Here is a 13455-nt window from a genome sequence, read left to right as displayed (position 1 = left end):
TTTTTCCGCAGCGCACACGCATTTCGCCGTCCGGCGCGACGCGCGAGCCCACGACGGCGGGTTCGCGCCTGCGCCGCATTCATCGAGCCGTAGCTCCACCCGCATCGGAGTAAACTGATCGGTCATCCGACCGGCCCCGCCGGCGCTGCTAGAGCCTCGACATGAGCGCCGACACGCCCATCGACACCCCCTCCTCCCCCAAATTCACCGACCTCGCCCTGTCCGAGCCGCTGCTGCGCGCGCTGGCCGACGTCGGCTACGAATCGCCCTCGCCGATCCAGGCCGCCACCATCCCGCCGCTGCTGGAAGGCCGCGACGTGCTCGGTCAGGCCCAGACCGGCACCGGCAAGACCGCCGCGTTCGCGCTGCCGATCCTGGCCAACATCGACCCGGCCCAGGCCAAGCCACAGGCGCTGGTGCTGGCGCCGACCCGCGAGCTGGCGATCCAGGTCGCCGAGGCGTTCCAGAAGTACGCCACCCACCTGCCCGGCTTCCACGTGCTGCCGATCTACGGCGGCCAGAGCTATTACCCGCAGCTGCAGGCGCTCAAGCGCGGCGTGCAGGTCGTGGTCGGCACGCCCGGCCGCGTGATCGACCATCTCGAACGCGGCTCGCTCGACCTGTCGCAGCTGCGCTGCCTGGTCCTCGACGAAGCCGACGAAATGCTGCGCATGGGCTTCATCGACGACGTCGAGAACGTCCTCAAGAAGACCCCGGAAACGCGTCAGGTCGCGCTGTTCTCGGCGACCATGCCGCCGCAGATCAAGCGCATCGCCCAGACCTACCTGAAGAACCCGGTCGAGATCGCGATCAAGTCGACCACCACCACCTCGGCCAACATCCGCCAGCGCTACTGGTCGGTCAGCGGCGTGCACAAGCTCGACGCGCTGACCCGCATTCTGGAAGCCGAAGCCTTCGACGCGATGATCGTGTTCTCGCGCACCAAGCTCGGCACCGAGGAACTGGCCGAGAAGCTGATGGCGCGCGGCATTTCGGCCGCGGCGATCAACGGCGACGTGCAGCAGGCGCAGCGCGAGAAGACCATCCAGAACCTCAAGGACGGCAAGATCGACGTGCTGGTCGCCACCGACGTGGCCGCGCGCGGCCTCGACGTGGAACGCATCAGCCACGTGCTGAACTACGACATTCCCTACGACACCGAGAGCTACGTCCACCGCATCGGCCGCACCGGCCGCGCCGGGCGCAAGGGCGAGGCGATCTTGTTCGTGACCCCGCGCGAGCGCGGCATGCTGCGCGCGATCGAGCGCGCCACCCGCCAGCCGATCGAGCCGATGGAGCTGCCGAGCGTGGAGACGGTCAACGAGCAGCGCGTCTCGCGCTTCCTCGGCCGCATCAGCGAGGCGCTGGAAGGCGAGGAGCTGGGCCTGTTCCGCGATCTGGTCGAGCGCTACGAGCGCGAGAAGAACGTGCCGGCGGTGGAGATCGCCGCGGCGCTGGCCAAGCTGGTGCAGGGCGACAACCCGCTGCTGCTGACCCCGCCGCCGGCGGTGCCCAAGTACGCCCGCGAGGAGCGCGACGGCCCGCGCGAGCACCGCGGCCAGGCCACGCGCAAGTTCATCGAGCGCGACAACGCATCGAACTCGGGCGCGCACCGCCGCGAGTCCCGCGACGATCACCGCCGCGACGACAACCGCCGCGAAGCGCCGCGCTTCGAGCCGCGCGCGCCGCGCGAGGAGCGTCCCGCGCACCGCCACGAGGATCGCCAGTACACCCCGCCGGGCGCGCCGCGTCCGCCGGTCAACCGCGCCGAAGCCTTCTTCGACGACGACGCGCCCGCGCCGCGTCCCGCGCGCGCTGAGCGTCCCGAGCGCGCGCCGCGCGAGGGCGGCGACGTGGGCATGGAGACCTTCCGCATCGAAGTCGGCCACGCCCACGGCGTGCAGCCCGGCAACATCGTCGGCGCCATCGCCAACGAGGCCGATTTGGAAAGCCGCTACATCGGCCGCATCGACATCCGCGACGAGTACACCCTGGTCGATCTGCCCGAAGGCATGCCGCGCGAGCTGATGGAGCATCTGAAGAAGGTGCGCGTGGCCGGTCAGCCGCTGCGCATCCAGCGCGCCGGTCCGGGCGACGCCGAAGGCGGCCGCGGCGGCCGCGGCGCCGGCCGTCCGCCGAGCGGTCCGCGCGGGCCGAAGCCGCACGGCGGCGGGCCGCGCAAGCCGTTCAAGCCGCGCGGGCCGCGCTGAGGCCGGTGCGGGGCGCACGCGGCGAAGTCCGCGTTCGTCCCGCGCAGCCCCGGACGCAAAGCTTCAACAAGCTCGCCCCCGCGAAAGCGGGGATCCGCGGACCTCGATCGTTCCCGCACCGAAATCCCGACATCCCCGCCTTCGCGGGGACGACGGCGCGCAAGCGCGCCGACGGACCGGAACGGCGCCGCGCCGAAAAAAACCAGAAGTCATAAGCCGCGACGCCCCGCAAGCCCGCGCGCTTTGGCATAGTCGCAGACGTAAGCCGCCGCTACGCCGCACATGTCCCGCATCCTGGTCTTCCAACACGTCGCCGCCGAACCGCTGGGCACGCTCGACCCGCTGATCCGCCGCCGCGGCCACCGCGTGCGTTTCGTCAATTTCCACCGCGATCCCGGCGCCGAGCCCAATCTCGAACGCTATCGCGGGCTGATCGTGCTCGGCGGGCCGATGAACGTCGAGGACCGCGCCGAGCGCGCCCACCTCACCACCGAGCTGCGCGCGATCGAATCCATGCTCGAACAGGGCAAGCCGGTGCTCGGCATCTGCCTGGGCGCGCAATTGCTCGCGCACGTGCTCGGCGCGCCGGTGCGCAAGCACCACGTGCCCGAGATCGGCTGGTACCCGCTGCACAGCACCGACGCCGGCCGCGACGACGCGGTGCTGGCGCCGCTGGCCGGCTCCGCGCCGGTGTTCCAGTGGCACCGCTACAGCTTCGAGATCCCGCAGGGCGCGCAGCATCTGGCCCGCACCGACACCTGCGAGCAGCAGGCCTTCCGCTGGGGCGACAACGCTTACGGCTTCCAGTTCCACCTGGAAATGGACGTGCCGCTGATCGAACGCTGGCTGGCCAATCCCGCCTATCGCGCCGAACTGGCCGAACTCGGCCACGACACCAGCGAAGACGCGATCCGCGCGCTGACCGCGCAGCACATCGCCGGCATGCAGCAGCGCGCCGACGCCGTGTTCAACAACTTCCTCGACCTGATCGGCCGCCCGCAACGCCGCTACACCCTCCCCTCGCGCGAGTGGATCTGACCCCAGCGACCTACCCGTAGGAGCGGCGTAAGCCGCGACCGCGAACCCCCGCCAACGCCGAACCCCTCGTCGCCAGCGCCGCCCGCCCACAGCGCCGCTACACCCTGCCCTCGCACGAGTGCATCCGAGCTCCCGCCGACCTACCTGTAGGAGCGGCGCAAGCCGCGACCACGCCCCCCCGCCAACGCCGAAGCCCCCATCGCCACCGCCGCACCTCCACGCGCGGCGCCCAAGTCGCCCCCAACGCTACAAACTCAACCCACTGTCGAACCGCCGCTCGCCGCCCTCGAACGGATCGACGAACCGCAACGACCGCGCCAGCAACTTCAACGGCCGGTCGAAATCCTCCTCGCCGCGCGGCTGCAACGGATAGAACCGGTCGCCGACGATCGGCGCGCCGAGCGCGGCCATATGCACGCGCAGCTGATGCTTGCGCCCGGTGACCGGCTGCAGCGAGTAAGTCCACGCCTCCTCCCCGCGCGCGACGACCTCGATGCGAGTCTCGCTGTTCGCCTCGCCCTGCCCCTCGCGCATCAGGAAAAACGGCTCGCCCGCCTCGATCCGCGAACGCCGCACCAGCGGAAAGCTCAGCCCCGGCAACGGCGGCGCCAGCGCGAGATAGCGCTTGTCGATCCGCCGTTCGCGGAACAGCGCCTGATACGCGCCGCGGCTGGCCGGTTCGCGCGAGAACATCACCAGCCCGGCGGTGGCCGCGTCCAGCCGATGCAGCGGCGCCAGATCCGCCTCGCCCAAGCGCCGCTGCAACCGCCCCAGCAAGGTTTCGGCGACGAAACGGCCGGACGGCGCGACCGGCAGAAAGTGCGGCTTATCGACGATCAACAGGCGCTCATCGCAGTGAACGATGCGCTCCTCGAACGGAATCCGCGGCTCGTGCTCGACTTCGCGGAAATACAGGATCTCCAGGCCGACCTGATACGGCGCCTCCGCGCTCAGCGGCCGCGCATCGCGCGCGTCGAGCACACGGCCGCGGGCGAAACGCTCGCGCCAGCGCTCGCGACCGATCGCGGGGAAGCGCGCGCACACGCCGTCGAGCAAATTCGTCCACAGCCCGGGCGGCAACTGCAGGCGGCTCGGCGGCACGGCGTCGGGCGCGCGGTCGCGCCGGTCCGGGTCGCACGAATCCAGGTCGAACGGCGCATCCGGCGGCGGAATCGGCATGCGACCATCATCGCGCACTTCGCCCGCGCGCGCCGCAGCGCGAACCCGTCCACACCCGCGACGAACCGCCCACGCCGATCATGACGCCGACCGCGCCCGCCTCGCCCGCCGAACAACGCCTGGACCTCATCGACGCGCTGCGCGGCTTCGCCCTGGCCGGCGTGCTGTTGTCGAACCTGCGCGATTTCAGCCTCTACGCCCTGCTCGACGAAGCCGCCGCGCCCGTCGGCGAGCGCTGGCTGCGGATGGCACTGGCCGCCTTGCTCGACGCCAAGGCGATGACCGTGTTCGCGCTACTGTTCGGGGTCGGCTTCGCGCTGCAGCTCGAACGCGCCGGCCACAGCGCGCAGGCCAAGCGCCGCTACGCTTGGCGGTTGTGCCTGCTGCTCGGCTTCGGCCTGCTGCACGCGGCGTTCTGGTACGGCGACATCCTGCGCTACTACGCCGTGCTCGGCCTGTTGCTGCTGCCGCTGGCGCGTTGGCGACCGCTGGCGCTGGCCGCGCTCGGCGTGGTGATCGCCGTGTTCGCCAGCGCCTTGCTGCAGCCGTGGATGAAACCGTGGACCGCGCAGTTCGCGCCCGCGGCGCAAGCCGCCGCAGCCGCGCGCACCGCGTTCGAGTCGCCGTCGTGGCCGGCGATGCTGGCCGGCAACCGCGGCTACGACCTGTGGGTCCACGCCACCGCCTGGAGTCTGCCGTTCTTCACCCTCGGCCGGCTGTTGCTGGGCATGGCGCTGGGCCGCGCCGGCTGGCTGCAGCGACCGCAACAGCATCTGCGCGCATGGCGCCGGCTGCTGGCGTGGACGCTGCCGCCGGGGCTGATCCTCGCGGCGTATTTCCTGTTTCGCGATTTCGGCGGCCTCGGCCCTGAGCTGTTCGGCCTGCACGGCGGCGCGGCGCGCGCATTGAGCCGGCTGCTGCGCAATCTGGCTTATCTCTCGCTCGGCCTGGGCTATGTGGCTGCGTTCGTGTTGCTGTTCCAGCACCCGCGCGCGCGGCGCGGGCTGGCATGGCTGGCGCCGGTGGGCCGCATGGCGCTGACCAACTATCTGGCCCAGACCGCGTTCGGGCTGGCGCTGTTCTACGGGATCGGCCTGGGCCTGGGCCCGCGCTACGGCCTGTACGGCGCGCTGGCCGCGTTCGCCCCGATCTTCGCCGCGCAGACGGCGCTGAGCCACTGGTGGCTGCGCCGCTTCCGCTACGGCCCGCTGGAATGGCTGTGGCGCTGCCTGACCTACCGCCGCGCGCTGCCGTTGCGGCGCGCGCCCGAGCCCGCGCCGGCCGCGGCCTGATCCGCACCGGCTCGATCCGAACCGGCCCGATCCAAGCCCGCGCCGGCCCGCGCGGGTAGAATGCGCGCTGTTTTCCCGCAGGCTCCGCCCATGGCGACCAACGCCACCATCGTCAAGATCGAACTGCAAATCAGCGATATGGACCGGCACTACTACGCCAACCATCCGCTGACCCTGGCCCAGCATCCTTCGGAAACGCCGCAGCGGCTGATGGTGCGCACGCTCGCCTTCGCCCTGAACGCGCACGAGCGGCTGGAGTTCGGCCCCGGGCTCAGCGCCGAGGGCGAGGAGCCCGAGATCGCGCTGCGCGATTACACCGGCGACATCGAACTGTGGATCGACGTCGGCCAGCCCGACGAATCGCGCATCCGCAAGGCCTGCGGGCGTTCGCGTCAGGTGGTGGTGGTCAACTACGGCGGCAACGCGGCCGACCTCTGGTGGGACAAGAACGCCAACGCGCTGCAGCGGCTGAAGAACCTCAGCGTGATCGATATCGACAGCGCCTCGGTCGAGGCGATGGCGGCGATGGTCGAGCGCAGCTTCCGCCTGGATTGCCAGATCCAGGACGGCGAAGTGACGCTCACCAGCGACCGCGACAGCCTCAGCCTGACTCCGCGCCTGCGCCTGGAATCGGCCGCGCGGGCGGCCTGAGATGGCCGAGCGTTTCGACGCGCTGATCGTCGGCGGCGGCGCCGCCGGCCTGATGTGCGCGCTGACCGCCGGCCGCCGCGGCCGGCGCGTGCTGCTGATCGAGCACGCCAACAAGGTCGGCAAGAAAATCCTGATGTCCGGCGGCGGCCGCTGCAATTTCACCAACACCGGCGCGACGCCGGCGAACTATCTTTCGGCCAACCCGCACTTCTGCAAATCCGCGCTGGCGCGCTACACGCCGTGGGATTTCATCGCGCTGGTCGAGAAACACCGCATCGCCTATCACGAGAAGGAACTCGGGCAGCTGTTCTGCGACATCTCGTCCAAGCTGATCGTGAAGATGCTGGTGGAGGAATGCGAAGCCGCCGGCGTGCGCATCGAGACCGGCTGTTCGATCGAACGCATCGCCCACGCCGAAGGCGACGGCGACTTCCGCCTGCACACCGCGCGCGGCGCCTTCGCCGCGCCGTCGCTGGTGATCGCCAGCGGCGGCCTGTCGATTCCGAGCATGGGCGCGACGGGTTTCGGCTACGAAGTCGCCAAGCGCTTCGGCCACGAACTGCTGCCCACGCGCGCCGGCTTGGTGCCGCTGACGCTGAGCGGCAAGCATCAAGAGCGTCTGGCCGATCTCAGCGGCGTGTCGCTGCCGGTGACGGCGAGTTGCAACGGTCGCGAGTTCAGCAATCAACTGCTGATCACCCACCGCGGCGTCAGCGGCCCGTCGATCCTGCAGATTTCCTCGTACTGGCAACCCGGCGACAACCTGCGCCTGGACCTGCTGCCCGGCCACGACGCACTGGACTGGCTGCAGCAACAGCAGCGCGAGCGCCCCGCCGCGGAGCTCAAGACCGTGCTCGGCGACGCGATGCCCAAGCGCTTCGCGCAACGTCTGTGCGAGCACTGGCTGCACAACAAGCCGGTCAAGCAATACAACCTGCCGGAATTGAAGCAGCTGGCTGCGACGCTGTCGTCGTGGCCGTTGGTCGCGAGCGGGACCGAAGGCTACCGCACCGCCGAGGTCACTTTGGGCGGGGTGAACACCGACGGCGTGTCCTCGAGCACGATGCAATCCAAGCTCGTGCCGGGCCTGTACTTCATTGGCGAAGTGCTCGACGTGACCGGCTGGCTCGGCGGCTACAACTTCCAGTGGGCATGGGCCTCCGGCAACGCCGCCGGACTGTCGGTCTGACCCGAAGCGCTTGTAGGAGCGGCGTAAGCCGCGACCGCGGCAACGCAGCTACGACGCAACTTTCGGCGCGAGCGGCTACGGCGCGGTCGCGGCTTGCGCCGCTCCTACAGGGGCTTCGGCTGGTTTCGTAGTACGACTGTAGGAGCGGCGCGAGCCGCGACCGCGGCAACGCAGCTACGACGAGACTTTCGGCGCGAGCGGATACGGCGCGATCGCGGCTTGCGCCGCTCCTACAGGGGCTTCGGCTGGTTTCGTAGTACGACTGTAGGAGCGGCGCGAGCCGCGACCGCGGCAACGCAGCTACGACGAAACTTTCGGCGCGAGCGGATACGGCGCGATCGCGGCTTACGCCGCTCCTACACACGCTCCAGGCGAGTCGCGCCGGCAGCCGACGGCGCGCGCCGGCTCAATCGTTCTCGACCGCCTCGCCGAACAAATCGTGTTCGTCGCTGCCCATGATCTCGACATCCACGAACTGCCCCACGCGCAAACCGGCGCTCTCGCCGTTCTGGATCTGCACCAGGCCGTCGATCTCCGGCGCGTCGGCCATCGAGCGCGCGATCGCCAGTTCGCCGTCGATGGCGTCGACCAGACAACGCTGCCGGCTTCCGACCTTGGCTTCGAGCTTGGCCGCGGAGATCTCCGCCTGCCGCTCCATGAAGCGCGCCAGACGCTCTTGCTTGACCTCTTCGTCCACCGGGTCGGGCAGGTCGTTGGCCTGGGCGCCGTCCACCGGCGAATAGGCGAACGCGCCGACGCGGTCGAGCTGGGCTTCGTCGAGGAAGTCCAGCAGTTCCTCGAACTCGGCCTCGGTCTCGCCGGGGAAGCCGACGATGAAGGTGCTGCGGATCGCGATGTCCGGTGCGATCGAGCGCCAGCGTTGGATGCGCTCGAGGGTCTTGTCGACCGCGCCCGGGCGCTTCATCAGCTTGAGCACGCGCGGGCTGGCGTGCTGGAACGGGATGTCGAGGTACGGCAGCAGCTTGGGCATGCCGTTGGCGCCGTTCTCCGCCATCAGCGGAATAATGTCGTCGACGTGCGGATACGGGTACACGTAGTGCAGGCGGGTCCAGATGCCGAGCTCGCTCAGGCCTTCGCACAGCGCCTTCATCCGGGTCTGATAGGCCTTGCCGCGCCACTGGCGCTCGGCGTACTTCACGTCCACGCCGTAGGCCGAGGTGTCCTGCGAGATCACCAGCAGTTCCTTGACCCCGCCCATCGCGAGTTTTTCGGCTTCGCGCAGCACGTCGTCGACCGGGCGCGAGACCAGATCGCCGCGCATCGAGGGGATGATGCAGAAGCTGCAGCGGTGATTGCAGCCTTCGGAAATCTTCAGATATGCGTAGTGCTTCGGCGTGAGCTTGACGCCGATGCCGTCGTCGCGGCGCGGGACCAGATCGACGAAGGGATCGTGCTTGGGCGGCAGCACCGAGTGCACCGCGCTCATCACGCTGCCGTAGTCCTGCGGGCCGCTGATCGACAGCACGTCCGGGTGCGCTTCGCGGATCAGTTCCGAACGCTTGCCCAGGCAGCCGGTGACGATGACCTTGCCGTTCTCGGCGATGGCCTCGCCGATCGCGTCCAGCGACTCGGTCACGGCCGAATCGATGAAGCCGCAGGTGTTGACCACCACCACGTCGGCGTCGTCGTAGCTCTGGACGATGTCGTAGCCCTCGACCCGCAGCTGGGTGAGGATGCGTTCGGAATCGACCAAGGCCTTGGGACAGCCCAGGCTGACGAAACCGACTTTGGGATTGAGCGGGGCGCTGGCGGACATGCTGGCGGGAAACCTGACGTGAATGGACCTGAACGAACGCGGCGGGCGGCGATGGCGCGCCCGGGCGTGCGGCGGTGCGATAAGGGCGCGAAAGGCGCTCGGGGGCGCGGATTATAGCCTGCGGGGCTAAACTGCCCGCGAATCGGATCCGTTCGCGCACATTCCCCCACAAGGAGCTTGCCCCCATGGCTCATTGGATCGATCTGGACACCCCCGCCGGCCCCGTCCGGGCCTGGCGCGCCGACCCCAGCGGGGTGCCGCGCGGCGGCGTGGTGGTCCTGCAGGAGATCTTCGGCGTCAATCCGCACATCCGCGCGGTGACCGAGCGCTTCGCCGAGGCCGGCTACGCGGCCCTGGCCCCGTCGGTGTTCGACCCGGTCGAGCGCGACGTCGAACTGCCCTACGACCCAAGCGCCCATGCGCGCGGCGTCGAGCTGCGCAACGCGGTCGGCTTCGACCGCGCCAGCGACATCGCCGGCGCCGCCGTCCATCTGCTGCAAAGCGAAGGCCTGCGCACCGGCGCGGTCGGCTTCTGCTGGGGCGGCACGCTGGCGTTCCTGGCCAACACCCGCCACGGCGTGCCGGCGGTGAGCTACTACGGCGCGCGCACCCTGCCCTTCCTCGGCGAGCCGCTGCGCGCGCCGATGATGTTCCACTTCGGCACCCGCGACGCCAGCATTCCGGCCGAGGCGATCGAGCGCCACCGCGCAGCGCTGCCGAACGCGCCGATCCACACCTACGACGCCGACCACGCCTTCAACCGCGACCTCGGCGATCAGTACGATCCCGCCAGCGCCGCGCTGGCGTGGACGCGGACCCTGGACTTCCTCGCGGACGCGCTGAAATGAATCCCTGGCACCTGCACCCGCAACTGGCCGACGACACCCATCCGGTCGCGCAATTCGATTTGTGCGAGCTGCGGTTGATGGACGACGCCAACCATCCCTGGCTGATCCTGGTGCCGCGCGTGGACGGCGCGGTCGAGTTGATCGATCTCGACGAAGCGCAGCAGCTCGCGCTGACCCGCGAAATCGCCGCCGTCAGCCGCGCGCTGCAGGCCGCGTTCAAGCCGCACAAGCTCAACGTCGCCGCGCTCGGCAATCTGGTGCCGCAGTTGCACGTGCACGTGATCGCCCGTTATCGCGAGGACATCGCCTGGCCGCGGCCGGTGTGGGGCATGGCCACCGCGCAACCGTATTCGCCCGAAGCGCTGGTGGAGCGCCTGCGCGTGCTGCAGGACGCGCTGGCGCGGTGAGCGCGCGCGCGACGCCGGCCGTGGCGACGGTGGAATTCGAAGCGCTGGCCGACGATGCGTGGCTGCTGCGCCTGGGCGAGCGCATCGACGACGCGCTCAACGCGCGCGTGCACGCGCTGGCCGCGCGGGTGCGCGCGCAGGCGCCGGCGTGGCTGCGCGATCTGGTTCCGGCTTACGCCAGTCTGGCGGTGTTCTTCGATCCGCACGCGGTCGAAGCCGAGGCGGTGCGCGCGTGGCTGCTGCGGCATTGCAACGAATCGGCGGACGACGACGCGCGCGGCGGCGCCGCGCGCACGGTCGAGATCCCGGTCGCGTACGGCGGCGAGTTCGGCCCCGACCTCGACGCCGCCGCGCACGAACTGGGCCTGTCGCCGCCGCAACTGATCGAACGCCACAGCGGCGGCGATTACCGCGTGGCGATGATCGGCTTCGCGCCGGGGTTTCCGTATCTGTCCGGGCTGGAACCGGCGCTGGCGCTGCCGCGGCTGGCGACGCCGCGCACCCAGGTCGCCGCCGGCAGCGTCGCCATCGGCGGCGCCCAGACCGGCATCTATCCGCGCCCCGGTCCGGGCGGCTGGCGCTTGCTCGGACGCACGCCGCTGCGCCTGTTCGATGCCGCGCGCGACACCCCGAGCCTGTTGCAGCCCGGCGACCGGGTGCGCTTGCGTCCCATCGGCGCCGACGAGTTTCATGCGCTCGAAGCGGGCTCGCCCGAAGCCGCGGCGCGCCAAGCCGGCGCGCCGAACCCCGCAACGCCCGCGCCGCGCGGCGCCGGAACCGTTGCCGACGCGGCCCGGACCCCGGCCCGATGACGTCCGCGCCGCGCCAGGACGACTGGATCGACGTGCTCGCGCCCGGCGCGCTGAGCTGCGTGCAAGACCTCGGCCGCGACGGCTGGCGCCACCTCGGCGTCGGCCGCGGCGGTGCGCTCGACCCGCGCTGCGCGATCCTCGCCAACGCCCTGGTCGGCAATCCGCCCGCCGCCGCGGTGCTGGAACTGGCCCTGCACGGGCCGACCCTGCGCCTGCGCGCGCCGGCGCGGGTGGCGCTGCTCGGCGCGGCCTGCGAGCTGCGCTTCGACGGCCAACCGCTGCCCGCCGCGCGCCCGCTCGATCTGCCGGCCGGCACCTTGTCCATCGGCGGCATGCGCTCCGGCGTGCGCGCGTGGCTGGCGGTGGCCGGCGGCCTCGCGGTGGCGCCGGTGCTGGGCAGCCGCGGCACCGACCTGCGCGGCGGCTTCGGCGGACTGGACGGCCGCGCGCTGCGCGCCGGCGACCGCGTGCCGCTGGGACCGCGCCGCGCCGAACGCATCGACGCGCCGCGCGCACCGGGTTGGTGGATCGATCCGGACTTCGGCGAAGACCCGCACGCGCCGATCCGCTACGTACCGACCCGCGCTCCCGCCCTGAGCGAGACCGCGCTGCGCTTCGGCGACAGCGGCTGGAAGGTCGAGGCGGCCAGCAACCGCCAGGGCCTGCGCTTGAGCGGCGACGCGCTCGATGCCGGCACCGCGGCCGGCGGCCGCGTGTCCGAACCGGTCGCGCCGGGCACCATCCAGCTGCCCGCCGACGGCGGTCCGATCGTGCTGCTCGCCGACGCGCAAACCGTCGGCGGCTACCCGCGCCTGGGCCACGTCATCGCCGCCGACCTGCCGCGGCTGGCGCAGGCCCGGCCCAATACGAAGTTGTACTTCCGCGCCTGCGACGAAAACGAGGCGCGCGCCGCGCGCGTCGCGGCCGCGGCCGAACTGGCGCGCTTGCGCTGGGCCATCGCCGACCGCGTCGGCGCGGCTTGAAGCCGCTCGCGCGCGCGCCGACGACGGCGAAGCCGAACGCGGTTTATCGCGAACAATCGAAACTCCGCCGACTCCGCTATCGAAACCGATGCGGATTTTTTGCGTATCGAATCAATAAGAATGCCGCTGCGTGCATGCCGCTGCGTGGCTTCGATGTGCGGAATTTCGAAATAGCAGCACCAGAAAAATGCCAACCGGCAATTGCATCCTTACCACATGACGATAAGCAATATCGCCGTCTCAATTTTTCGGATAAACCGTTATCGACAAATCCACACGATTGGCGTATTTCTTTGCGGACTCGACCGCCAACCGCGAAGTCGGTGCTAACGAGAATCCCATCGTCCAGCCGAAATTAAACCGGACATGACTCAAGAAGGCCCCTCGCGCGATACCACCGCTCCACCGGCAACGGACGAATTCGAGTTTCCGCAAGCGACGCTGGACTCGGTCACCCAACTCATCGTCGCGGCCCAAAGCGGCCAGCCCGGCGCTTGGGACCGCGTCTACACCCTGCTCTACAAAGACCTGCACGAAGCCGCTTCGCTGCAGATCCGCCGGCGCTGGCGCCGCGGCAGCAAGCGCTCGGCGACCTCGCTGATCAACCGCACCTGGCTGCGCTTGAATCAGGACAAGCTGACCCTCAACAACCGCCAGCACCTGCTCGCGGTGCTGTCGCAAGCGATGCGCTACGCGCTGCTCGACGAAGTGCGCCGGCTCAAGCGGCTCAAGTACGAGGAAAGCTACCTCGCCGACCGCGCCGATCCGCATTACGAACCCTCCTACGATCCGGACCTGGATCAGTTGCTGACCATCGACCGCGCGCTGGAAGCGCTCAGCGCGGTCGAGCCGCGGCTCACCCAACTGGTGGAGATGCGCTACTTCGCCGGCATGAGCGATATCGAGATCGGCGAAGTGCTGGGGCTGACCGACCGAACCATCCGCCGCGACTGGCGCAAGGCGCGCGCGTTCCTCGCCGCGCACTTGCGCGGCGGGCCGGAGCTGGACGGCGAGGACGACGCCGCCTGAGCGCGCGCCCGCGCCGCCGTCCCCGCCGCGCGAGCTTGCG

Annotated in this window: 12 protein-coding genes; 10 read left to right on the top strand and 2 right to left on the bottom strand. The window is 70.3% G+C overall.

Going from position 1 to position 13455, the window contains the following annotated elements; genetic code table 11:
- Window positions 1–161 precede the first annotated feature (161 nt).
- Window positions 162–2210 carry a DEAD/DEAH box helicase gene (locus J5226_RS14340; protein WP_215835152.1) on the top strand — a complete coding sequence of 683 codons (2049 nt, stop codon included), beginning with the start codon at window positions 162–164 and terminating at the stop codon, window positions 2208–2210.
- Window positions 2211–2492: 282 nt separating this feature from the next.
- Window positions 2493–3248 carry a gamma-glutamyl-gamma-aminobutyrate hydrolase family protein gene (locus tag J5226_RS14335; protein ID WP_215835151.1) on the top strand — a complete coding sequence of 252 codons (756 nt, stop codon included), beginning with the start codon at window positions 2493–2495 and terminating at the stop codon, window positions 3246–3248.
- 246 nt (window positions 3249–3494) lie between these two features.
- Here J5226_RS14335 and J5226_RS14330 read toward each other — a convergent pair whose 3' ends face one another.
- A complete protein-coding gene (locus tag J5226_RS14330; RefSeq protein WP_215835150.1) occupies window positions 3495–4427 on the bottom strand; it encodes a pseudouridine synthase in 933 nt (310 codons plus the stop codon).
- A gap of 80 nt (window positions 4428–4507) precedes the next feature.
- Here J5226_RS14330 and J5226_RS14325 point away from each other — a divergent pair, with 80 nt between their 5' ends.
- From J5226_RS14325 to J5226_RS14315, 3 genes are all read left to right on the top strand, one after another.
- Window positions 4508–5719, top strand: coding sequence for a DUF418 domain-containing protein (locus tag J5226_RS14325; protein WP_215835149.1), 1212 nt, complete (start codon window positions 4508–4510; stop codon window positions 5717–5719).
- Between the two features lie 90 nt (window positions 5720–5809).
- A complete protein-coding gene (locus J5226_RS14320; RefSeq protein WP_215835148.1) occupies window positions 5810–6370 on the top strand; it encodes a YaeQ family protein in 561 nt (186 codons plus the stop codon).
- Window position 6371: 1 nt separating this feature from the next.
- Complete coding sequence (locus J5226_RS14315) at window positions 6372–7559, top strand: NAD(P)/FAD-dependent oxidoreductase (protein ID WP_215835147.1); 1188 nt, start codon at window positions 6372–6374, stop codon at window positions 7557–7559.
- A 406-nt stretch (window positions 7560–7965) separates the two neighbouring features.
- Here J5226_RS14315 and rimO read toward each other — a convergent pair whose 3' ends face one another.
- The gene (rimO, locus tag J5226_RS14310; protein WP_215835146.1) at window positions 7966–9336 is read right to left on the bottom strand and encodes a 30S ribosomal protein S12 methylthiotransferase RimO; all 1371 of its coding nucleotides are present in this window, start codon (window positions 9334–9336) and stop codon (window positions 7966–7968) included.
- Between the two features lie 185 nt (window positions 9337–9521).
- Here rimO and J5226_RS14305 point away from each other — a divergent pair, with 185 nt between their 5' ends.
- From J5226_RS14305 to J5226_RS14285, 5 genes are all read left to right on the top strand, one after another.
- Window positions 9522–10184 carry a dienelactone hydrolase family protein gene (locus tag J5226_RS14305; RefSeq protein ID WP_215835145.1) on the top strand — a complete coding sequence of 221 codons (663 nt, stop codon included), beginning with the start codon at window positions 9522–9524 and terminating at the stop codon, window positions 10182–10184.
- Entirely contained in the window at window positions 10181–10591 is a 411-nt protein-coding gene (locus J5226_RS14300) for an HIT family protein (RefSeq protein WP_215835144.1), read from the top strand. The genes J5226_RS14305 and J5226_RS14300 overlap by 4 nt, the downstream gene beginning before the upstream one ends.
- Entirely contained in the window at window positions 10588–11403 is an 816-nt protein-coding gene (pxpB, locus tag J5226_RS14295; RefSeq protein WP_215835143.1) for a 5-oxoprolinase subunit PxpB, read from the top strand. Before J5226_RS14300 ends, pxpB begins: the two co-directional genes overlap by 4 nt.
- Window positions 11400–12386: a biotin-dependent carboxyltransferase family protein gene (locus tag J5226_RS14290; RefSeq protein WP_215835142.1), complete on the top strand. Its 987-nt coding sequence runs from the start codon at window positions 11400–11402 to the stop codon at window positions 12384–12386. Before pxpB ends, J5226_RS14290 begins: the two co-directional genes overlap by 4 nt.
- Window positions 12387–12752: 366 nt before the next feature.
- Entirely contained in the window at window positions 12753–13415 is a 663-nt protein-coding gene (locus J5226_RS14285) for an ECF-type sigma factor (protein WP_215835141.1), read from the top strand.
- Window positions 13416–13455: the final 40 nt, after the last annotated feature.

The organism is Lysobacter sp. K5869 (genome assembly GCF_018847975.1).
Classification (GTDB): Bacteria; Pseudomonadota; Gammaproteobacteria; order Xanthomonadales; family Xanthomonadaceae; genus Lysobacter.
This window is presented reverse-complemented; position numbering and strand designations above follow the sequence as displayed.